Here is a 23,810-nt window from a genome sequence, read left to right as displayed (position 1 = left end):
TGATGTATTGAAAAGATAAAATAAAAATACGCAATTGAGCAGTAGTTGTGAATAATTTAAACAAATAAAAAAGCACCCCCGTAGGAGTGCTTAAATTAAAAATATTGCTTACGCTGATTTTGCAACAGGTGCCGCTTGAAGCATTTGACCTGTTTCTTCGAAGTTTGCATGCCAAGACAATGCTTCACGAAGTAAATGAGGAGTATGTCCACCTTTGGCACAGGCACGATCAAAGTAGTCGTTCAATGCATCACGGTAAAGCGGATGCACACAGTTATCAATAATTGCGCGAGCACGTTCACGAGGTGCTAAGCCACGTAAGTCTGCTAAACCTTGCTCTGTTACTAAAATATCAACGTCGTGTTCACTGTGGTCAACGTGGCTTACCATTGGCACAATAGAAGAGATATCGCCACCCTTAGCAATTGATTTGGTCACAAAAATTGCCAAGTGAGCATTACGAGCGAAGTCGCCTGAACCACCAATACCGTTCATCATTTTAGTACCACATACGTGAGTTGAGTTCACGTTGCCGTAAATATCAAACTCAAGTGCAGTGTTAATGCCGATAATACCTAAACGACGTACAAGCTCAGGGTGATTCGAAATTTCTTGTGGACGAAGTACTAATTTGTCTTTGTAAGCTTCGATATTGCCAAAAACTTTCTCACCACATTTAGCTGAAAGGGTAATTGAGCTACCAGAAGCAAACTTCATTTTACCTGCATCAATGAGTTCAAAAGTACAGTCTTGTAGTACTTCTGAGTACATGATGAGGTCTTCAAAATTAGAATCTTTTAAACCTGTTAATACTGCATTGGCAATTGAACCGATTCCTGCTTGTAATGGACCAAGGTTCTTAGGTAAACGGCCTTCAGCAACTTCTTTTTCAAAGAAAGCAATCAGGTGATTTGCGATGCCTTGAGTCTCATCATCTGGAGGAGTGACTGTTGATGGTGAGTCATGTGTATCGTTAAAGACAATACCTACAATTTTTGCAGGATCGATCTGGATGGCTGTTGTACCAATACGCTCATCCACTTTTGTTAATGGAATTGGCGTACGTGTTGGACGGTAAGTTGGAATATAGATGTCGTGCAAACCTTCAAAGCTTTCGCTTAAAGAGGTATTGATTTCAACAATAACTTTTTCAGCAAAAATTGCGAAACTTGCAGAGTTACCCACAGAAGTTGTTGGAATAATGCCACCATCTTCAGTAATTGCAATTGCTTCAATCACCGCAACATCTGGACGTTTAAGTTGCTGGTTACGCATTTGCTCAACAGTTTCTGATAAATGTTGGTCAATGAACATAACTTCGCCGTTGTTAATCGCACGACGTAAAGTATTGTCTACCTGAAATGGCATACGACGAGATAAAACACCTGCTTCCGTGAGTTGTTTGTCTAAGTCATTACCTAAGCTAGCACCCGTAATTAACGTGATTTTTAACGGATTCTTTTTTGCAAGCTCTACAAGTGCTTGAGGAACAGCTTTAGCTTCGCCAGCACGAGTAAAACCACTCATACCAACAGTCATTCCATTTTCGATGAATTGCGCAGCTTGTTCAGCACTGATGACCTTGTCATGAAGAGAAGCTAGGCGAATACGACTTAAAGACATTGGACATCCTCAATATTGTCAAAACATACCGGATTTTAGCTATGAAAAAATGAAAAGTGCATAGGTGTTAGGCTAAGGTCTAATTTTTTAAATAAATGGCGGTATAAATTTATTTTATGACTTTTAATACATTGATTTATTTAGTATTTAATAAATTTTAAAATAGCGCTTTAAATGATCAATTGATCAAATTAGAAGCGCTCACTTAAAGTTTGTTTAATTTTTTCCAAAGGATTTGGCGTTGTGTTTTCTTCGGCCGCTGGTTTTGGAATAGGTAATGAAATAATCACTTCTAAACCGCCTTGTTCACGGTTATGAATTTGAATTTCACCTTGATGAATGTCGACAATACGCTTAACAATTGCAAGGCCTAAACCACTGCCTTGAATGGTCCTGGCAGAGTTACCTCTTACAAATGGCTGCATTAATTCTTCAATCTGATCTTCTGGAATGCCTTCACCATGGTCAGCAACCGTAATTAAAATATGTTCATTTTCAACTTTGGCGCTGAGTTCGATTGGTTCCGCACCATAACGTTTTGCGTTATTAATGAGGTTGGCAATCAGACGTTTTAAAGAAAGGCTACGTGCAGGAATAATCGGAACATCTTGCACCTCAAAACGAATATCAAGCGGTTTAAATTGAACAATTAATTCTTGCAATAATATATTGATATTGGTGTCTTTTAATTCTTCATCTGAACCATCCCGCATATACGAGATGAACTGATTCAAAATTGCATCCATATCATCTACATCATAGACCAAACCTTCACGTAGAAATTCATCAGGCAACATTTCAGCGGTTAAACGAATACGTGTAAGCGGGGTTCTTAAATCGTGTGAAATACCCGCTAGCATAATCCGTCTTTCACGCTCGGTCTGCTCAAGTGTATACACCATGCGGTTAAATGCTTGGTTTACCTGGCGAATTTCTAAAGGGCCATGGTTAGTATCTAAATATGGTGCTGTTCCAGACTTACTATATTCGTTGGCAGCATTTTGCAAACGACGTAATGGGCGGTTCATTTGACGAATCAAAATTAAAATAATGATGGCCGAAACTAATGGCACACCCACAACCCAACCAATTAATAGCTCAGGACTATAGTTTGCATAGGTTTTTAAAGGCTCACGAACCCAATTGCCATGCATTTCTGGTGTTTGAATCCAGATGCGTGGGCTAGGTTTAAACTGGAAGTAAACTGTAACGTCTTTTGCGCCAATTTCATTTGCAAGTTTTTGTTCAACTTGGTTGGTAAAAAACTCTGCAATGACTTTATCGCGAACGCTTGGATACTCTTTAGGGTCGGTTATATATTCAATGCCAACCCGATTACGCAGCCAAGTATCAACATCAACTTCTGTATCACGATGAAAAATACGTATATTAGGGTTGTTCACTAGCTCGAGTTCAACAGCCAAATAACGGGCATGCTGTTGAATTTCGGGTAAATAGAGGGTTCGCCAAAAAAACCACAATGACATAAAGAGGCTAAAGAACACCACCAGCAGTACCAAAATTGTGGTACGCATGGCAGCAGAACGTGGCTTAATTTTGTCGAGAAAACGTTCCCATCTCGTCCGTTTACGCTCTGAGTACGCAACGTAGTCGGTAAAGTTTTGCGGTGGTATTGGCTCTAAACTCACTCTAATTTATCTCAAGCTTATTCAGCACCATCTGGAACAAATACATAACCTACACCCCATACCGTTTGAATATAACGTGCGCGTGCTGGGTTATCTTCAATTAAACGACGTAGACGAGACACTTGAACGTCAATTGAGCGCTCCATTGCACCCCATTCACGGCCACGAGCCAAGTTCATAAGTTTGTCGCGCGTTAACGGTTCACGTGGATGCTGTACCAATGCTTTCAATACGGCAAACTCACCCGTGGTCAAAGTAACGATTTGTCCTTCACGAGTAAGCGTACGTGTAGATAAATCTAAAGACCATGGACCAAAGCTAACCACTTCAACTTGTTGGCTTGGAGCACCCGGAACTTCACGAACCTGACGACGTAATACTGCGCGAATACGTGCTAAAAGCTCATTTGGGTTGAATGGTTTCGGTAAATAGTCATCTGCACCAGCTTCAAGACCAGCAATACGGTCAGAGTCGCTACCACGTGCAGTTAGCATAATAATAGGTGTATCAATGTTTGACTGACGTAAACGACGACAGATACTTAAACCATCTTCAACGGGCAACATAAAGTCGAGTACGATAAGTGAAAATAACTCACGTTGTAATAAACGATCCATTTGTGAGGCATCGTGGGCAGTTTTTACAACAAAGCCTTTATCTTCCAAAAAACGTTGCAAGAGGGTACGTAAACGCACATCGTCATCGACCACTAAAATGCGTTCGACACGATCCGTTTCGTTATGTACGGTTTCAGGATGTTCAGCAGGTACAACTAAACTCATGATGTACTCCCTTTTAAAGTCATAATTTATATATTATTGGATCGGTTAGGCTTATTGCCAACAAGCCCTCAGTATAATGCCGATGTTCTTGTTAAGACTATGTATCAATTTGCTCAAAATTACAATTTTCGTAGGGGCTTGAAACCAAAAAACAACATCTTATGCCCATAATTTAGCAAAGCCTTAAAGAAAAAACCAAGCATTCGGTCACTCGTTAAATTCTATTCGATTAAATTTTAATAAATAATTGTTTCAAATAGATTATTTTAAAAATCAACGCTGCTTTTTAAAGCTTATTTTCTAAGAGGTTGAGAACTCATTCAAATATTAAAGCTTAATAATCTATTTAGACAGATAAGAAAAACTATAATTTTGTTCATTCTGATACTGTATCAATATGTTCATTTTCTCGTAATTTATATTAAAAATTTCATTTTACTTAACGGATATCCTATAAATTTCAGATTTTTTAAAAAGTAAAATATGGGTTTGAAGACCAAAATGAATAGCTAAAACGTTTTTTATGAAGTAAAGAATGTGAAAAATTCACAGTCAATACAAAAAAACGTTTTGAATACGCAAACAAGTGTGGATTTTATAGTCTTGGTCTTTATAATCAGTGCTTTTAAACTTTATCCTTGTGGGATCAAACACGATGACTGACTTAGTTCAGCAGTTGGCAAGTGAGCTTGCCGTACGTCCAAACCAAGTAGAAGCTGCCATCCGCTTAATTGATGAAGGTGCCAGTGTTCCATTCATTGCCCGTTACCGTAAAGAAGTAACACAAGGTTTAGATGATACGCAGTTACGCCAATTAGATACTCGTTTAGCGTATTTACGTGATTTATATGAGCGCCGTGAAAAGGTCATTCAGTCATTGCAAGAACAGAATAAATTGAATGATGACTTGTTGGCGCGGGTGAATGCAGCCGAAACAAAAAATGCTTTAGAAGAAATTTATGCGCCGTACCGTCCTAAACGTACGAGCAAGTCTTTCAAGGCGAAAGAAGCGGGTCTGGGGCCAATTGCCGAAAAAATTATTTCAGAACAAATTGATCCGACAGAAGCATTAGCTGGTTTTAGTCATGAAGACTACCCAGATGTAGAAAGTCAGTTAGACGCAATCCAGCATATTTTGATTGATGATTGGGCACAAAACATTGCGCTTACTACAGAATTAAAAGCGACTTTTGCAAAAACAGCAGTGCTAAAAAGTACTGTTGCTTCTGAAGAAAAGAAAGAAGTGGGCAAAAAGTTCCGCGATTACTTTGAATTTTCTGAAGGCCTCAACAAATTACCTTCTCATCGTTTATTGGCAATGTTACGTGGCCGTCAAGAAAACGTACTTGGTTTAAAAGTAGATGGTGAAGATGATGCACCATTGGCACGTATTGAAACTGAATACAACCTAGATCAAATTCAGCCACAAGCTCGCCAAGACTTCTTGAAGCAAACTGCAAAATTATTCTGGTTAGGTAAAGTTCGTCCTCAAATCGAGCATTCATTACTGACAGAAAAACGTCTTGCTGCCGAAGCAGAAGCAATGCAGGTATTTGCTGAAAACCTTCGTCATTTATTGTTATCTGCACCAGCGGGTAGCCGTACGACTTTGGGTGTTGACCCTGGTATTCGTACTGGTGTGAAATTGGCTGTTGTAAGCGATGCTGGTGATGTACTTGCTCACAGCACGATTTACCCATTTGCGCCTAAAGAAGACAAAGAAGGCTCTATTGCTGAGCTTGCACGTCTATGCCGTGAATATAATGTCGAGCTTATTGCGATTGGTAACGGTACGGCGAGCCGTGAAACAGAAGCTGTGGTTGCAGAAATGATGGCTGCAAATACAGACCTTAAATTAACACGTGTGACTGTAAGCGAAGCAGGTGCATCTGTTTACTCTGCAAGTGAACTTGCTGCAGCAGAACTTCCAGAGCTTGATGTTTCAATTCGTGGCGCAGTGTCTATTGCGCGCCGTTTACAAGATCCACTTGCTGAACTTGTGAAGATTGACCCGAAATCGATTGGTGTAGGTCAGTATCAACACGACGTAAACCAAACTGGTTTAGCAAAAACGCTTGATGCAGTGGTAGAAGACTGTGTGAACGCTGTTGGTGTTGATGTAAATACTGCTTCACCAGCAATCTTGGCTTACATTGCAGGTTTAAATAAAGCGATTGCTCAGCAAATCGTTGAATACCGTAAAGAACATGGCCGTTTTGATAACCGTCAAGCATTGAAAAGCGTACCACGTTTAGGCGAGCGTACTTTTGAACAAGCAGCTGGTTTCTTACGTATCCAAAATGGTTCTGAACCTTTAGATGCTTCTGCTGTTCACCCTGAAAGTTATGGTCTTGTCGAGAAAATTGTTGCAGCAAAAGCGACAACTGTTAAAGACATTATTGGTAATACTGAAATTATTCGTCAGGTGAAAGCAGAAGAGTTTGTTGATGACAAATTCGGTTTGCCGACTATTCAGGATGTTTTAGCAGAACTTGAAAAACCGGGTCGTGACCCACGTCCAGAATTCCGCACAGCTAAATTCCGTGAAGACATTACTGAAGTTGCTCAGTTGACTGAAGGTATGCAGCTTGAAGGTGTGGTAACGAACGTGACGAATTTTGGTGCCTTTGTTGATATTGGCGTACACCAAGATGGTTTAGTTCATATTTCTGAATTAGCGAATGAATTCGTTTCTGACCCGCATAAAGTGGTAAAACCAGGTCAAATCGTACAAGTGCGTGTGATGCAAGTTGATGCTGAGCGTAACCGTGTGAACTTGAGTATGCGTGCAGAAGGTGCCGCGCCTGTTAAGGCACAGCGTCCACCGCGTCGTGAGCAAAATAACGAACAGCGTTCTGAGCGTAAGCCGCAAGGTAAGCGTCCTCAACAACCACGTAAAGATCAGGTTGAACGCCCACAACGTAGCAAACAAGAAAAACCACAAGAACAAAAAATTGGTGGGTTTGGTGCATTGTTACTACAAGCAGGAATTAAAGGTTCTAAATAAGAGCCTTTAGAACACCTAAAAAACCTCCCAAACGGGAGGTTTTTTATTATTTTTAAAGTTTGCTTTAGAGATTGTGAAATTCGGTTTTTCAGAAATCGCAGTGGTAAAGATGAGGTGAATCTTAAGATCAACAAAAACGGTGTGAAATCTACAATCAACTATACAACGTTATAGCATAACTCAACTTTAACCCTTTACCGATGTCAGACAATATCGATAAAGCCTTGAGGTAAGTTCATCACTTTCAGGCAGTTATATTAAAAATTGATTGTTTTTTTATATTATAAATGGTTGTTTTTATGCCGGCTTTAGAACTGAAAAATAGATTTCATTTAAACGATCTCCTTTCGGGAGTGGTCGTATTTCTCGTGGCTTTACCCTTATGTTTGGGTATTGCCTTAGCCTCAGGCGCTCCAATCATTTCTGGTATTATTGCCGGAATTGTTGGTGGAATTATTGTTGGCCTGCTGAGTGGTTCTCACATCAGTGTCTCTGGCCCAGCAGCAGGGTTGACTGCGGTCATCCTTGTACAACTCGACCAATTAGGCGGCAATTATGCCGCCTTTTTATTGTGTATTGTATTTGCAGGAATTTTACAAATTCTGTTTGGTGTATTTAAGTTGGGTTTCTTTGCCAACTTTATTCCAAACAATGTCATTTTAGGATTACTGGCTGCCATTGGTGCCATTCTTATTGTGACGCAACTACCGTATTTATTTGGATTGACTGATTTTTCATGGAAAGACGTTTGGACTGCTACACCAGATACGGTTATCCAAAAGTTTGACACTGGCGCGGCGTTGATTGGACTGCTGAGCTTATTTTTAATTTTAGCTTGGGACAGCAGCCCACTTAAAAAATTAGCACTACCTTCAGCTTTAATTGCTGTAGTCATTGCTGCAGTTTTAAATTTTGTCTTAATGAATATTGGCTCATCTTGGGCAGTCCAAACCAATAATTTGATTCAACTACCAAATATATTACAAGCACCAGAAGAGGTATTGGTTTTTCCAGACTTTAGCTATCTGGCTGAACCATTGATTTATACCGGAGCAATTACACTCGCGATTGTGGCGTCTTTAGAGACATTACTAAACTTAGAAGCGGCCGATAAACTTGATCCTCAAAAGCGTTCATCTCCACCTAACCGTGAACTGTGGGCACAAGGTGCGGGGAATATTGTTTCAGGTTTAATTGGCGGCATGCCAGTCACATCAGTCATTGTCCGCAGTTCTGTAAATGCAAATACAGGCGCACGGAGTAAATATTCCACGATTATTCACGGCATATTATTGCTACTAGCAGTTTTATTCTTTGTTCAACTTATGAACATGATTCCATTGTCTGCACTTGCAGCGATTTTAATCGTGACTGGTTTTAAACTGACTCATCCAAAGTTATTTAAACAGCTTTATCAAAAAGGCTGGAAACAGTTTTTACCTTTCATTATCACTCTCGTTGCAATTTTACTGACAGACTTGTTAACCGGAATTTTGGTAGGTCTATTTACCAGTAGTGCATTTATTTTGTATGGCAACTTTAATAAAGGCGTTCGTGTTTATAAAGAAAAGCATTTACATGGAATTGTGACGCGTATTGAGCTTCCATCACAGGTCACTTTTCTGAATCGTTCAGCGCTCATTTCTGCATTAGAGCATGTTCATAAAGATCAGCAGTTGATTATTGATGCCACTCAATGCGATTCGATTGATCCCGATATCTATCAGGTCATTCAAGATTATCAGAATGAAACTGCAGTTAAGCGTCAGGTCGATCTCAAACTCATTGGGTTTAAGCAGCACTATGAAGAAGTAGATGATGCAGTTCTTGATATCTACATTAGTACCAGAGATTTACAGCGTAAATTAAGTCCGCAGCAGGTGGTTACCTTACTTAAGGAAGGTAATGAACGCTTTGTGAAAAATGAACGTTTACAACGCGATATTTACCGTCAAATTCGTGTCACCGCAGATGAAGGCCAACATCCGATTGCGGCTGTTTTAGGATGTATGGATTCTCGTGCTCCCACTGAAATGATTTTTGATGTAGGTATTGGTGATCTATTTAGTTTAAGGATTGCCGGTAATATTGCAGGTCAAAAAGTACTTGGCTCACTTGAGTTTGCTTGTCAGGCAAAAGGTTCAAAAGTCATTTTAGTTTTAGGCCATACTGACTGTGGTGCAGTGACCAGCGCATGTCAGTTACGTTTACAGCAAAAGCAAGTTTCTGATGTCAAAGAAATGCCGCATATTCAATATGTGCTTGGCCCACTCATGCGTTCGGTAGAAAGCGTATATGACATTATGCAACCGCGTGAGTTAAATAAAGCTTTTATTAATCAGGTGACAGCAATGAATGTTCACTACAATATTCAATATATTATTAATAACAGCACAGTACTGAAAGACCTGCTAGATCGTGGTGAGATTGCAATTATTGGTGCGATTTATGATGTTAAAACAGGGCATGTTGAGTTTTTAGATGCTTAAATAGGATTAATAAAAAAGCGCCTAATGAGAGGCGCTTTTTTATTTTTAAATAACCTTAATATGGCAGATTACCAATGCTCACCAGGGAAAAGACGTGCATAAGCTTTCTGTGCCCAATTTAGTTTCTCAGTCTTTTTACCTTTTGCTGCATCTGAACTTGGGAATAGACGGAAACCGATCGACATAAACATATTGTTAATACCAGGTGCTACCGAATACGTCATAGAAGCTAAACGGCCTAAGTTTGTGGCAATACGTTTCGGACGTTTCACAATCGCATAAGCAATTAAGTCCGCTGCTTGTTCAGGTGATAGAGTCGGTACATATTTATAAATTTTAGTCGGCGCAATCATAGGAGTACGCACTAAAGGCATATAAATTGAGGTGATTGCAATTTTATGTGCATGAACTTCGGCAGAAAGACAACGGCTAAATGCATCAAGCGCAGCTTTAGAGGCAACATAAGCCGAGAAGCGTGTTGCATTTGCTAATACACCAATCGAACTAATATTAATAATTTGTCCGTCTTTACGTTGAATCATGTGCGGTAAAATATTAAGAACCAAACGCACAGCGCCAAAGTAATTTAATTGCATGGTACGCTCAAAGTCGTGGAAACGGTCATAAGACTCATGAACAGCACGACGAATAGAACGACCAGCGTTATTAATTAAAATATCAATATGATCAACAGAAGCTAGAATCTCTTTAGAAACCTGATCAATCATTTCCATGTCGTTCAGATCACATGGGAAAATTGATGCCTGACCGCCACGGCTTTCAATATCTGCTTTGACTTCTTCTAATGTTTCTTGAGTACGGGCAACCAGTAAAACATGTGCACCAGCGTCAGCAAGTTTATTGGAAATCGTTAAACCGATTCCACTTGAGGCGCCTGTCACTAAAATGACTTTACCTTGTACCTTTTCCTGGAACAGAGCTTCTAATTTTTTATTCACAGCATTTTACCTAAGTAGGGGCAGGGGCTATTTATTCCGGTATGTAATTTTTATTTTTACAACCGTTGGTTCATCCTGATGAACTCCTAAATATTGCCCTATCTTAATAGATGTTTAAAAATTGTCTAGTGTGTAAATATATGAAATTTAACAATTTATTTAGAGTAAAAACTCTAAATTATTACCCTAATCCATTAATTATTATTGAGGGTTAAATCACTTGAAAATAAAAAAAGCCTCTATATTCCAGAGGCTTGATAGATAAGTTTAAAATTTATACAGATGAAAGTGCTTGTTCTAAATCGGCAATTAGGTCATCAACATGCTCAATACCAATAGATAGGCGAACCATATCTTCACTTACGCCGGCAGCTTTTAGTTCTTGTTCATTGAGCTGGCGGTGAGTTGTGGTTGCGGGGTGGCAAGCTAAACTTTTCGCATCGCCAATGTTCACAAGACGGGTAAATAACTTTAGTGCATCAATAAAACGAGTACCGCCTTCACGGCCATCCTGAACGCCAAAAGATAAAATTGCAGAAGGTTTGCCTTTTACATATTTTTGTGCAAGTTGATGTTGTGGATGATCTTTTAGACCTGCGTAATTGACCCATTTTACTTTCGGATGGTTTTGCAAATATTCCGCAATTTTCTGAGCATTTTCAGTATGACGTTCAATACGTAAGTTTAGAGTTTCGAGACCCTGTAAAATTAAGAAAACACTGAGCGGGCTAATAGCTGCGCCTGTATTGCGTAATGGCACCACGCGAGCTCGTGCTATATAGGCAGCCTCACCTAATGCTTCGACATAGTTCACACCATGATAGCTTGGGTCGGGTGTATTCAAAACTTTAAAACGTTCTGGATATTTACCCCAAGGAAATTTACCGCTATCGACGATTGCACCGCCAATACTATTACCATGACCACCAATATATTTAGTAAGCGAATGGATAACGATATCAGCTCCATATTGAAATGGTTTTAATAAAGCAGGGGTGGCAACTGTGTTATCGACAACGACAGGTACACCATATTCATGGGCGATTTTTGAAATTGCTTCTAAATCGATGATATTGCCGAGCGGGTTACCAATTGACTCGACAAAAACAAGCTTAGTTTTATCGTCTATTAAGTTACGTAAGCTTTCGGGTTTTTGATAATCGAAAAAGCGAACTTCGATTCCCTGTTTTGGCAGCGTATGGGCAAATAAGTTGTATGTACCGCCATATAAAGTTGAGACTGAAGCAATATTGTCTCCCGCCTCAGTAATGGTTTGAATGGCATAGGTAATTGCTGCCATTCCGGATGCTAAAGCTAAAGCACCAATGCCACCTTCGAGAGCAGCAAGGCGTTGCTCAAGCACAGCAGTGGTCGGGTTCATAATACGGGTATAAATATTGCCTTGAACTTTTAAGTCGAAAAGGTCTGCACCGTGTTGGGTATTATCAAATGCATATGAAGTTGTTTGATAAATTGGAACAGCTACTGCTTTTGTTGTTGCTTCAGGTGTGTAGCCTGCGTGAATGGCTAAGGTTTCGTCTCGGTATGTATTTGACATTGTTATCATCGAAGTGGTTAAAGAATAATCCAGATTTTTTAGCATACTCTTTATTCATGATTTAGATATTTTTATGTAAAGTTCAGCATTTTTAAGTATAAAAGAGCTTATTTTATTTTTTTCGAATCACTCAATTAAATTTACATGAAGTTGAGAGAACGCCACAAAAACTTACTGGCGGTCTGCCGCCCGCAAGAACACTATAAAAATACAAGTAATTCAATTCATGATAAAAAAGCTGGAGAAGTGAACTAATGAGTACTCAAAAAGTATCTGATATTATCATTGAGATGCTGGAACAAGCAGGTGTTCAACGTTGCTACGGTATTGTGGGTGACACCTTAAACCATGTCACTGACTCCATGTCTAAGAGTAAAATTGAATGGATTCATGTACGCCACGAAGAGGTTGGTGGTTTTGCAGCCGGTACAGATGCTTTACTCAGTGGTCACTTGACGGCATGTGCAGGATCGTGTGGGCCAGGAAGCCTACACTTCATTAATGGTTTATATGAATCGCATCGTAATCGTGCGCCAGTCATTTTGATTGCAAGCCAGATTTCTACCGAGATGGCAGGATTTGTCGACTTTCCACAATATGTCGATTTTAAATCAGTTTATGCAAAAAATTCGGTTTTTTGTGAAGAGATTACTCAACCTTCACAAGCCAGACATATTATGAGCATGGCGTGTCAGGCTGCGCTGACCAAACGTGGTGTCGCGGTGGTTATTGTTCCGGCCAATATTAGTGCAGCGTCGGCTGAGGCGGGTCTACCCTTTGTACCACGCCAAACTAATCCCGATATTTTGCCGAATAAGTCCGAACTCAACCAGATTGTTCAGTTGATTTCACAGCATCAAAGAATTGGAATTTATGCAGGTGCTGGGTGTGAGGATGCGCATGACCAACTAGTGGCTTTTGCAGAGAAGTTAAACGCTCCTGTAGCACATACTTCACGTGCTAAGGATTTTGTCGAATACGACAATCCATACAATATGGGCATGACGGGTATTTTTGGTAATAAAGCGGGTTATCACACCCTCATGGATTGCGATTTGCTGATCTTGCTAGGTACCGATTTCGCATGGGCACAGTATTATCCAAGCCATGCCAAAATCTTGCAAATTGATATTGATCCGACCCATTTGGGGCGTCGCCATCCGATTACATTAGGTGCCGTGGGTAAAATTTCATCTACACTCGATGCATTATTGCCACTGCTTGAAACACGTCATGAGCGTGATTTTCTAGATCATTGTCTTGCGTTGAAACATGAGAGCGATGAAATACGACGTAAAGAAGAGCGGGTAGGTAAAGATGGGCTGATTCATCCACAATATCTGGTGTCTTTACTCAACCGTTATGCAGATCAAGATGCAATTTTCTTCGGAGATGGTGGCTCACCGATGGTATGGGTATTAAGGCATATTGACGTAAATGGAAAACGTCGAACCTTTACCAGTTTGTTACATGGCACTATGGCCAATGCCATGCCTCAAGCACTTGGAGCCCAAAAAGCATTCCCGAACCGCCAGATCATTGCATTATGTGGAGATGGTGGCTTAGCCATGTTACTGGGAGATCTGCTCACCACAATTCAAGAAAAACTGCCAATCAAGATTGTGGTATTTAATAATAGTTCGCTCAATTTTGTAGAGCTTGAACAAAAAGTGGAAGGATTGCTCGACCATTATACTGACCTGCTCAATCCTGATTTCGGTCAGCTTGCTCGCGTAATTGGTTTGCATGGACAAACGATAACGCATGGTAACGGGTTAGAACAGGCCGTGGAAAGTTTTTTAAAACACGATGGTCCTGCTTTACTCGATGTGCATACCAATCCGATGGAGCTGGTAATGCCGCCAGATCCTAACCTGAATCAGGTTTCTTCAACCTCTCTCTATGCGATTAAAGCGTTAATGTCGGGTCGGGGAGATGATGTTAAAAATTTGTTAGTCAATAATTTTCTTAAATAAATCTATGTAGAAGAACTCGTCTTCAAGCAGTGTAATAAGCGAAAAATGCATGATTCAAGATCATGCATTTTTTATATCAGGAAACAATTTTGACCTCATTTATCAGTTATAAAAAACGATTAAACTTAATCACGCCTTATTTTTTTGCTGCGTTCAGCATATAATAGCTACTATTTTTCGCTCATTGCGATCTGTTGGTTTTTCAATTGAGGAGTCCTGCGTGGCCCAATATATTTATACGATGAACCGAGTGTCTAAGATGGTTCCGCCAAAGCGCGAAATCTTAAAAGACATCTCTTTATCATTTTTCCCGGGTGCCAAAATTGGTGTGCTCGGTTTGAACGGTGCGGGTAAATCTACCTTGCTTCGTATTATGGCTGGGGTAGATAAAGAATTCTCTGGTGAAGCTCGTGCACAACCTGGAATTAAAATCGGCTATTTAGAGCAAGAACCGCCGCTTGATCCAACTAAAGACGTTCGTGGTAACGTTGAAGATGGCGTACGTGAAGCTCTAGATGCTTTAGAACGTCTTGATCAGGTATTTGCTGAATATGCAGACCCAGATGCAGATTTTGATGCGCTTGCAAAAGAGCAGGAAAAATTAGAATCAATTATCCATGCTTGGGATGCACACAACTTAAATAACCAGCTTGAAATCGCGGCAGATGCCTTGAATCTTCCAGCATGGGATGCAGACGTAAGTAAGCTTTCAGGTGGTGAACGCCGCCGTGTAGCACTTTGCCGTTTATTGCTCTCTAAACCAGATATGTTACTTCTTGACGAACCGACGAACCATTTGGATGCAGAGTCTGTATCTTGGTTAGAGCGTTTCTTAAAAGACTTCCCTGGTACAATTGTTGCGATTACGCATGACCGTTATTTCCTTGATAACGTTGCAGAGTGGATCTTAGAGCTTGACCGTGGGCATGGTATTCCTTACCAAGGTAACTATACTTCTTGGTTGGAGCAAAAAAATGCTCGTTTAGAACAAGAGCAGAAACAAGAAGAATCTTTTGCTAAAGCATTGAAAAAAGAACTTGAATGGGTTCGTCAAAATGCGAAAGGTCAGCAAAAGAAAAACAAAGCGCGTATGGAGCGTTTTGAAGAACTTAACTCACGCGAATTCCAACAGCGTAACGAGACCTCTGAAATCTATATTCCACCTGGTCCACGTTTAGGTAACAAGGTTGTTGAAGTAGAGAACATCAGTAAATCATTTGGTGACCGTTTACTTTACGAAAACTTGTCATTTACGGTACCACCAGCAGCGATTGTCGGTATTGTAGGTCCTAACGGTGCGGGTAAAACGACTTTATTCCGCATGATGACAGGCGAGCAAAAACCTGACACTGGTACTGTAACACTGGGTGATTCGGTTAAAGTTGCTTATGTTGGTCAGATTCGTGACACTTTAGATGATAACAAAACAGTTTGGGAAGAAGTTTCTGGCGGTTTAGATATCTTGAAAGTGGGCGATTATGAAATTGCATCACGTGCTTATATTGGTCGCTTTAACTTTAAAGGCCAAGATCAGCAAAAACGCGTAGGTGAATTGTCAGGTGGTGAGCGTAACCGTTTACAACTTGCAAAAATCTTACAGCAAGGTGCAAACGTTATCTTACTGGATGAGCCATCAAACGACTTGGACGTAGAAACTTTACGTGCACTTGAAGATGCAATTTTGGTATTCCCTGGTACGGTAATGGTTGTATCGCATGACCGTTGGTTCCTTGACCGTATTGCAACTCACATCTTGTCATTTGAAGATGAGCAACCAGAGTTCTATACAGGTAACTATACCGAGTTTGAAGCATATCGCCGTGCTAAGCTTGGTGATGATGCTCAACCACATCGTAAGAAATACAAAAAAATTGGTGGCTAATTACACCTAAATTGAAAAACCAGCCTAAGGGCTGGTTTTTTTATTAGAAGGCAAGTTTACTGAAAGCTTCTTGTAAGCAGCGTTCAGCGTCGGGATGACCTTGACTTGCTGCTTTGTTTAACCACTTTTCAGCTTCAGTGTAGTTTTTATCTAAACCAAATTGACCATTTAAATAGCCAATACCAAGTTTAAAAGAAGCGTCAGCATTACCTCTTAAAGCTGCACGGAGGTAACACCACATCGCATTGCGGTCGTTTGGGGTAATATCTAGCCAATTTTGCATACGTTCATGATCTTGTACGGCTAACTCTTCAAAGCGTAAGCCTTGTTCAATTTCATCCTCAGCTTGTGAATGCATATCGGCTGGGAAGTTTTCAAAGGCAAACAAGTGATTAAGCCCATGCTTGATTGTTTTCATATCCATGATAGTCTCCCCTTGTTCCTCAATCTGATTGAATTGACTCACACTTTTAAGCTAGTCCCTTATATTGAAATCTTATGTTTTATTTTGTAAATGTGATATAGCGCATTTGGATGAAAAATGATGAGGTTTTAGCTTACATAAAAGTTACAGATGTTTTTACGCTTAGCGAAATTTATAGGTAAACAAAGACTCTCTTGAGTAAATTTAAAACTAGAACATAATTTTTTTTGGAATGCGAAGAATTCAATAAGACTTATCAATATCAAACAAAAGAAATTTTTTTAAACAAAACCAGCTTTAAAGCTAGTTTTGTATTTAAGTAAAAAGTTTTTATTTATTAAAATCGCCTCTTAAATCAGACCAAATTAATAACGGATAAATAGTTACCACATCAAAAGTCATCGCTAATGGATAGAGTACTTTGCGAGTAGCGCTTTTAAACGGGTGCTTCGTTGTTGTTTCAATTTTTTCTTGTAGTTCAACGGCATATGGTTTTTCTAATTTTTGCTGTATATCTTTTGGATTTTTAGCTTCATACAGTTGGCCCTTGAAAAAAATATTAATATAGGGGTACTGATTTTTTTGTTGCTCAAGTACTGCATTAAAATTTTCTCTAAACCCCAATTTTTTTAACATATCTTTTTGTTTTTCTTTGAGATTTCCTAATTGGGTGTTATAGCGAACTTGGATTACACCATTGAAATGATTTGCATCTTCCATAGTGAGTATAAGAGGGGAAGGGATATTAAGTGTTCTGTCATTAGTAGGTATAGTTTTAATAATCTTTAAAAATTCAGAACTACCATCAGTCATTAAGTAATTATAGTCTTGACCAACAAAGACAATACCTTGTTTTTGGTCATCTTTAACGGCTTGCCCGAGTGCAATAATCTGATCAGTTTTTAAAATATTTGTCTTAACTTCGGTTGTTTCGCTAGGAAGGGTATTGGACAACATTGTAGTTGCACAACCGCTTAAACCGAGGCAAGTTACTAATATAAAAGTAGTTAAAGTTTTATACATACATATTGCTCTAAAAAAATTCTTTTATGCAGAAAAATTTGGAAAATTTCTAAGTAAGAAAGTGAACCTATAATTCAATGTTTTGTAATTTTATTACATGGCGGGAGCCTGCTATAGTGGCTTTGTTCAACTTTTTAGTTTAATGGTGTGCTGTTGCCACGTTCTGCACTTTTCATGTCCGTCTTATTCTGTTTGCTTATATTCCAAAGTTTATGGAATGTGGCAGCGGCATTTTGCGCCCATGAAAATCAGGAAAAAGCATTGCATCATTTTGGACATCATGCTGCTTTGAGTTATGAATCTTCACAGCATAGCCATAGTGAAAAGACTGACGTCGCAGGGACTAGTCACAAAGCTCCTTTGAACTTGTCTGATCATCATGATCATTTACCTTCATGTTTTCATGTTGTGATTGTAGAAGCACAAGAAAAAATTGTTTCACCGTTAATACAGTCATCTGAGCCAAAACAACAATATTATTGGTCTAATTCTTATAAGTCTCCTCATATCCCTAAACAAGACCCGCCTCCTGTTTTAACCCTGCTATAGGTGGGATAGCCGAAAAATAACCCACCAGAAATATTATTTATTTCATAGGGTTACTTTATGTCTATTTTTTTATACGAAAAACGTTTCGTTAGTCTGAGCTCATCTTGGATACTTAAATCATTAGTTGTTGCGGTTGCGCTTTCAACTAGTGTTGTAACAACTGCGGCTAATTCAAATCAAAACCTTGCTGAAAATACTCAACCGCAGCGTATACAGAATGTTTTAACGTTTGAGCAAGTACTAGAGCAGGTTAAGCAATTTCAGACACAAACAGGAATTTGGCAAGCTCAACAAGATATCGCAGAGAGCAATATCAGACAGAGCCAGTTATGGGAAAATCCGACGGTTTCTGTACAGCAAACGGGTTTTAAATCTGGAAAAGATCAGGAACTAGAACTTGGTATATCGCAAAAACTAGATGTTTTTGGTGTACGTTCCGCAGCAAAAAAACTGGCAAGTGTCCAGCAAAATCAAGTTGTGTTAAATCAGGTTTTATATGAGGCTCAACTGAAGCTTGCTGTCAAATATTTATGGTCACAAGTTTCGATTTTGGAACTTGAACATGAAGTTGCCAAAGCACAATTAAAAACGAGTAAGAACCTTTTAGATGCTACTCGTTTACGCTTTCAGGCCGGTAGTATTGCTCAGGTTGATTTAGACCGGACTTTAATGACGCATGTTGAAAACCAACGTTTATATCAGGAAGTTGAATTATCACTAAGTAGTGCCAAAAGAAAATTGGCGAACTTATGGGGTGAGACTGAAGATAACTTCACCTTACGTCCAGATATAAAAAGTGCGTGGCCTTTAAAAAATGAAGGTGACATCGATCAATACTTAAAACAGAATTTGTTAGAACAGTCCATGCGACTTCAAGCCATCCAACAAAATTCTGAAATTAATTATTTAAAAGCAAAAAATCGTCCAACACCTACCGTAAATATGGGCGTGGTTCGTAGCAAAACCGCAGAAACGAGCAGTACCGAAAATCAGATTCGAGTAGGTATTGCGGTTCCTTTAAACATTTTTAATCGCCAGCAATATGCCCTGAAAATTGCCCAAAGCAAACTTGATTTAATTGCCCAGCAGCAAAGTTTTTATAAAAAGCAAAGCCTAGATTCTATTCGTACTCTACAGTACGAGTTGGCTGGTTTAAAGCAGCAATATAACTTGATGAATGAGCAACAGATTCCTTTATCAGAGACGGTACAGGAGAAAATGTTGCTTGGCTTCAAAGTCGGTAAATTTGCAATTACTGATGTTCAGCAATCTACCCTGCAATTACAAGAACAACGATTGAAGAAAGTTCAACTCCTTAAATCTGCTTGGCAAAAAGCTATTGAGGCTGAAAGTTTAGCTCTCGGGATCGATCCAAATATGGTGATGTCCGGAGATGCATTAAATCAAATTAATCAAAATTTATGGCAAGACACCTATAAGTTGCCAACAGTTGGAGGGGCAGAGTAATGTCAGTTAAAAAAATGAAAAACCAATGGCTTATTGCTCTTTCGCTGCTGATTGCTTGTCTTGCTTTAAGTGCTTGGTTATTTTTCTCAGGGAAAAAGCAGTCCACTACTGAAAAAAGTGAAGAAGGGCATGCAGAAGGTGAAGCGGGTCATGAAGAGTCTGAAAAAGAGGAAGGAAGTTTAAATCTCACTTCCAAGCAACTGGTTGAATATGGTGTGAAGTTAGAGCAAGTAGGGCGCGGAGAAGTTGAGCAGAATCTCTCATACCCTGCCAAACTTGTTGTAAATACAGACCAGCAAGCACATGTCTCTTCAACATTTTCTGCCCGAGTGGATAGTGTAAATGTTGCGCTGGGACAACAAGTTGAAAAGGGACAGGCGCTTGCGACTTTATTTGTACCAGATTTGGTCGATCAACAAGCTAACTTAAGCATGGCGCAAGAAGCGCTAACATTAGCTCAGCAAGATTATCAGCGTGAAAAACAATTGTGGCAGCAAGGTGTTTCAGCACGACAAGATTATCAGCGTGCTTACAATGCTTATCGTCAAGCGCAAATTCAGGTACAAGCTGCAAATAGCCGTTTAAGTGCCTTGGGAGCGACTCGCTCAAGTAAAGGTCGATATGTTTTAACTGCACCTTTAAGCGGTGTAATCAGCAGTAAAGATATTGTTATTGGTGAGCAAATTGGCCCTGAAAAACAGTTATTTGTTATTGATCGTCTAGATCAGTTATGGGTTGAGTTTGTGTTACCAAGTACAAATACCAATATTCAGCCTAATCAGGAAATTGAATTTAAATCACTGCAAACGAACAATATTTTCAAAGCACAGGTACAAAGTTTAACGTCAGAAGCGGATAGTCAAACTGGTCGATTACAGGTTCGGGCCAAGGTGCTGACACCTTCAAAAGAATTACGTCCTAACTTAATGGTCAACGTGTTACTGAAACAAAATAATGCAGCGACGGTATTACGGGTTAACAAGGCAGCGGTACAACAGATTGATGGAAAGAATGTGGTCTTTGTTGCAAAACAGGAGAAGGACAAAATTCATTTCGCTCCAGTTACCGTAGAGTTAGGCAATTATTCTTCAGATGCACAATGGGTCGAGGTTAAATCCGGAATTACTGAAAAGCAGCAATATGTGACTCAAGGTAGTTTCTTGCTCAAGTCCGAACTTGAAAAAGGGGAGGCTGAGCATGGACATTAATAAACCTGATTTGCCAGCGGCTGAAGGTTTGTTTGATCGGATCATTCAGTTTTCAATTAAAAATGCCATCTGGGTCATGATGTTTGTTATTGCTTGGATTGGTGTTGGAATTTATAGCTACCAGAAACTTTCAATTGATGCCGTGCCAGATATCACCAATGTGCAGGTACAAATCAATAGTCAGGCTAATGGTTTTACAGCACCGGAAGTTGAGCAAAGGATTACTTATCCGATTGAAAATGCCATGTCCGGCATTCCAAATCTGGAACAGACTCGTTCAATTTCCAGATATGGTCTTTCTCAGGTCACGATTATCTTTAAGGATGGTACTGACATTTACTGGGCAAGACAGTTAATTAATCAACGTTTACAAGAAGCTAAGAGTGCTTTACCCGATAGTATTGATCCACAAATGTCTCCAATTTCAACTGGACTTGGTGAGATTTATCAATGGGTGGTAAAAGCGGAACCTAATGCTAAAAAAGCAGATGGTTCAGCCTATAGCGCAATGGACCTGCGTGAAATTCAAGACTGGATTATTCGGCCCCAGTTGCAACGTGTGCAAGGGGTAGCCGAGGTTAATAGCATTGGTGGATACAACAAAACCTATGTGGTTTCACCAGATCTAACGCGGTTACAGCAGTTGCAGATTCCCCTCACCGATTTACAAGATGCGCTTCAAAATAACAATGAAAACCGCGGTGCCGGATTTATTGAAGAGAATGGTCAGCAACTCACAGTCCGTGTACCGGGTATGCTGACGTCGATACAAGACATTCAGAATGTTACGGTTGCTACTAAAAACGGTTTGCCTATACGGGTTGCTGATGTGGCCTCAGTATCGATTGGTCATGACTTACGTACTGGTGGTGCTACTTATAATGGGCAGGAAACTGTTTTAGGTATCGCCATGATGATGATGGGTGAAAACAGTAAAACCATTGCCAAAGCGATTGATCAAAAAGTTCAGGAAATCCAAAGATCACTCCCTCAGGGTGTGGTGATTGAAACAGTCTATGATCGTAGTAGCCTCGTAGATAAAGCAATTAAAACAGTAGCTAAAAATTTGATTGAAGGAGCGATTTTAGTCATTGTTATCCTGTTCATTTTTTTAGGAAACTTTCGTGCTGCTTTAATCACTGCTTGTATTATTCCATTAGCAATGCTTTTTACCTTAACGGGCATGGCAGAACAAAAAATTAGTGCCAACCTCATGAGCTTAGGAGCTTTGGACTTCGGGATCATTGTCGATGGGGCAGTTGTTATTGTTGAAAACTGTATTCGGCGTTTAGCTGAAGCGCAGCATTTAAAAGGTCGTTTACTAACACGTTCAGAACGTTTTACAGAGGTATTTCTAGCCGCTAAACAAGCACGACGTCCATTAATATTTGGTCAGATCATCATTATGGTCGTGTACTTACCAATTTTTGCTTTAGCAGGCGTAGAAGCAAAAATGTTCCATCCTATGGCAATGACCGTCGTTTTAGCGTTATTGGGAGCAATTATTTTATCTGTGACCTTTGTTCCAGCAGCTGTTGCTTTATTTGTTACGGGTGAAGTGAAGGAAAAAGAAAGCCGCTGGATGATGAGCTTGAAAAAAGGTTATGCAGGCTTACTCGATAAGGCTTATGCCTTCCGATATGTTGTTGTCACAGCAGCGGTCAGCATCTTGATTTTGACAAGTGCAATTGCAACACGAGTGGGTAGTGAGTTCGCACCTCAGTTAAGTGAAGGTGATTTTGCACTGCAACTCATGCGTGCACCGAGCACTGGTATAGAAGAGTCGCTTAAGATTCAGGAGAATGTGGAAAAGCAGTTATTGAAAGCTTTTCCCGAAATTAAAGCCATTTTTGCAAGAACAGGAACAGCCGAGGTTGCTACAGATGTCATGCCTCCTAATATTTCCGATGGTATTGTTTTATTAAAACCACACGATCAATGGCCAAACCCTAAAGAAACGATAGATGAACTGCGTGCCAGAATGCTGCAGTTCGTGAACCAGATTCCTGGTAATAACAGTGAATTTTCACAACCGATTGAACTACGTTTTAATGAGCTTATTTCAGGTGTACGTAGTGATATTGGGGTGAAAATTTTTGGGGACGATATGCAGGTTCTCAATCAGGAAGCGGAAAAAATAGCTCAACAGCTACGTAGCATTCCGGGTGCCAGTGAAGTCAAAGTTGAACAGACTGACGGTTTGCCATTACTGAATGTAGATGTTGATCATGCATTGGCTGCCCAATACGGTCTATCAGTCAAATCTATTCAGGATATTGTGGCTGCCAGTATTGGAGGGCAGAGTGTAGGGCAAATTTTACAGGGTGATAGACGTTTCGATTTTGTGATTCGTTTGCAGGAAAACATGCGTACGCCTCAGCAGTTAGCTCAGTTACCGATTCGCTTACCAAATGGTGGTCTGATTCAGTTACAAGACGTCGCTAAGGTTGAGAATATTCTAGGCCTTGCTCAAGTAAGTCGTGAAAATGGTAAGCGCCGCGTCATTGTGACAGCAAATGTGCGTGACCGTGATCTTGGGTCTTTTGTACAAGAGATGCAAAGCAAACTGGCACAGCAAAAGCTACCTAGCGGCTACTGGTTAGGTTATGGAGGACAGTTTGAGAATCTTGCTTCTGCTACAGCAAGAATGCAAATCGTTGTGCCGATGGCGCTCATCATGATCTTTGTGTTGCTCATGGCCGTATTCAGTAATTTTAAAGACAGCTTACTGGTATTTAGTGGAGTTCCTTTCGCTTTATCTGGTGGATTAGTGGCTTTATGGCTGAGAGATATACCACTTTCGATGTCTGCTGGGGTCGGTTTTATCGCTTTATCGGGTGTTGCAGTATTAAATGGTTTGGTCATGCTCACGTTTATTAAAGAGCTGAGAACAACTTTAGATGTTCATGCGGCAACCTGGAAAGGAGCGGTATTACGATTACGTCCAGTATTAATGACAGCATTTGTTGCTTCACTTGGTTTTATTCCGATGGCTTTGGCAACAGGAACTGGAGCCGAAGTGCAACGACCTTTGGCAACGGTCGTAATCGGTGGCATTATTTCATCTACGATATTAACTTTGGTTTTATTACCGGTCATTTATCGATGGATGAATGAAAGCAAAGCGAAAAGCGCTGAGCATTCATAATGTCATCATTTTGAGATATCTTTTTTGATGACAGCGTCAATTCAAAAAAGTGTTTGAAAGAGGTAA

Annotated in this window: 16 protein-coding genes; 8 read left to right on the top strand and 8 right to left on the bottom strand. The window is 39.9% G+C overall.

What is annotated here, in order from left to right; all coding sequences use genetic code 11:
* Nucleotides 1-108 precede the first annotated feature (108 nt).
* From J671_RS10070 to ompR, 4 genes are read right to left on the bottom strand one after another with little or no spacing between them, the layout of a single operon-like run.
* Nucleotides 109-1,623, bottom strand: a complete 1,515-nt coding sequence (locus J671_RS10070) for an acetyl-CoA hydrolase/transferase family protein (protein ID WP_017392587.1) — start codon at nucleotides 1,621-1,623, stop codon at nucleotides 109-111.
* A 35-nt stretch (nucleotides 1,624-1,658) separates the two neighbouring features.
* Nucleotides 1,659-1,763, bottom strand: a complete 105-nt coding sequence (locus tag J671_RS25005) for a hypothetical protein (protein ID WP_079377474.1) — start codon at nucleotides 1,761-1,763, stop codon at nucleotides 1,659-1,661.
* 51 nt (nucleotides 1,764-1,814) lie between these two features.
* Nucleotides 1,815-3,272 carry an ATP-binding protein gene (locus J671_RS10065; protein ID WP_002052250.1) on the bottom strand — a complete coding sequence of 486 codons (1,458 nt, stop codon included), beginning with the start codon at nucleotides 3,270-3,272 and terminating at the stop codon, nucleotides 1,815-1,817.
* 17 nt (nucleotides 3,273-3,289) lie between these two features.
* A complete protein-coding gene (gene ompR, locus J671_RS10060) occupies nucleotides 3,290-4,054 on the bottom strand; it encodes a two-component system response regulator OmpR (RefSeq protein ID WP_000060753.1) in 765 nt (254 codons plus the stop codon).
* A 655-nt stretch (nucleotides 4,055-4,709) separates the two neighbouring features.
* Here ompR and J671_RS10055 point away from each other — a divergent pair.
* Nucleotides 4,710-7,061, top strand: a complete 2,352-nt coding sequence (locus J671_RS10055) for a Tex family protein (RefSeq protein ID WP_002052244.1) — start codon at nucleotides 4,710-4,712, stop codon at nucleotides 7,059-7,061.
* A gap of 299 nt (nucleotides 7,062-7,360) precedes the next feature.
* Complete coding sequence (locus tag J671_RS10050) at nucleotides 7,361-9,550, top strand: bifunctional SulP family inorganic anion transporter/carbonic anhydrase (protein ID WP_017392589.1); 2,190 nt, start codon at nucleotides 7,361-7,363, stop codon at nucleotides 9,548-9,550.
* Nucleotides 9,551-9,618: 68 nt separating this feature from the next.
* Here the strand turns inward: J671_RS10050 and J671_RS10045 are convergent, their stop codons facing one another.
* Nucleotides 9,619-10,509 (bottom strand): SDR family NAD(P)-dependent oxidoreductase, encoded by an 891-nt coding sequence (locus tag J671_RS10045; RefSeq protein ID WP_004711613.1) that lies wholly within the window; start codon nucleotides 10,507-10,509, stop codon nucleotides 9,619-9,621.
* A gap of 274 nt (nucleotides 10,510-10,783) precedes the next feature.
* Nucleotides 10,784-12,067 carry an O-acetylhomoserine aminocarboxypropyltransferase/cysteine synthase family protein gene (locus J671_RS10040; protein ID WP_009499606.1) on the bottom strand — a complete coding sequence of 428 codons (1,284 nt, stop codon included), beginning with the start codon at nucleotides 12,065-12,067 and terminating at the stop codon, nucleotides 10,784-10,786.
* 254 nt (nucleotides 12,068-12,321) lie between these two features.
* Here J671_RS10040 and J671_RS10035 point away from each other — a divergent pair, with 254 nt between their 5' ends.
* Together J671_RS10035 and ettA are read left to right on the top strand one after the other, a co-directional pair.
* A complete protein-coding gene (locus J671_RS10035; RefSeq protein WP_031982145.1) occupies nucleotides 12,322-14,043 on the top strand; it encodes a thiamine pyrophosphate-dependent enzyme in 1,722 nt (573 codons plus the stop codon).
* Between the two features lie 220 nt (nucleotides 14,044-14,263).
* The gene (ettA, locus tag J671_RS10030) at nucleotides 14,264-15,925 is read left to right on the top strand and encodes an energy-dependent translational throttle protein EttA (RefSeq protein WP_031982143.1); all 1,662 of its coding nucleotides are present in this window, start codon (nucleotides 14,264-14,266) and stop codon (nucleotides 15,923-15,925) included.
* A gap of 43 nt (nucleotides 15,926-15,968) precedes the next feature.
* Here the strand turns inward: ettA and J671_RS10025 are convergent, their stop codons facing one another.
* Together J671_RS10025 and J671_RS10020 are read right to left on the bottom strand one after the other, a co-directional pair.
* Entirely contained in the window at nucleotides 15,969-16,349 is a 381-nt protein-coding gene (locus J671_RS10025) for a tetratricopeptide repeat protein (RefSeq protein WP_031959631.1), read from the bottom strand.
* A 330-nt stretch (nucleotides 16,350-16,679) separates the two neighbouring features.
* On the bottom strand, nucleotides 16,680-17,372 hold the full coding sequence (locus tag J671_RS10020) for a hypothetical protein (protein WP_031982142.1): 693 nt from the start codon (nucleotides 17,370-17,372) through the stop codon (nucleotides 16,680-16,682).
* 153 nt (nucleotides 17,373-17,525) lie between these two features.
* Between J671_RS10020 and J671_RS10015 the strand changes: the two genes are divergently transcribed.
* The 4 genes from J671_RS10015 to J671_RS10000 are packed head-to-tail and all read left to right on the top strand — an operon-like array spanning nucleotide 17,526 to nucleotide 23,744.
* The gene (locus J671_RS10015; RefSeq protein ID WP_342451356.1) at nucleotides 17,526-17,921 is read left to right on the top strand and encodes a cation efflux protein, CzcI-like; all 396 of its coding nucleotides are present in this window, start codon (nucleotides 17,526-17,528) and stop codon (nucleotides 17,919-17,921) included.
* A 57-nt stretch (nucleotides 17,922-17,978) separates the two neighbouring features.
* Complete coding sequence (locus J671_RS10010) at nucleotides 17,979-19,388, top strand: TolC family protein (protein ID WP_017392592.1); 1,410 nt, start codon at nucleotides 17,979-17,981, stop codon at nucleotides 19,386-19,388.
* Nucleotides 19,388-20,596, top strand: coding sequence for an efflux RND transporter periplasmic adaptor subunit (locus J671_RS10005; RefSeq protein ID WP_031982139.1), 1,209 nt, complete (start codon nucleotides 19,388-19,390; stop codon nucleotides 20,594-20,596). The genes J671_RS10010 and J671_RS10005 overlap by 1 nt, the downstream gene beginning before the upstream one ends.
* Nucleotides 20,586-23,744 (top strand): efflux RND transporter permease subunit, encoded by a 3,159-nt coding sequence (locus J671_RS10000; protein ID WP_031982138.1) that lies wholly within the window; start codon nucleotides 20,586-20,588, stop codon nucleotides 23,742-23,744. The genes J671_RS10005 and J671_RS10000 overlap by 11 nt, the downstream gene beginning before the upstream one ends.
* Nucleotides 23,745-23,810: the final 66 nt, after the last annotated feature.

This window comes from Acinetobacter sp. 1130196 (genome assembly GCF_000588095.1).
GTDB classification, from domain to species: domain Bacteria; phylum Pseudomonadota; class Gammaproteobacteria; order Pseudomonadales; family Moraxellaceae; genus Acinetobacter; species Acinetobacter nosocomialis.
This window is presented reverse-complemented; position numbering and strand designations above follow the sequence as displayed.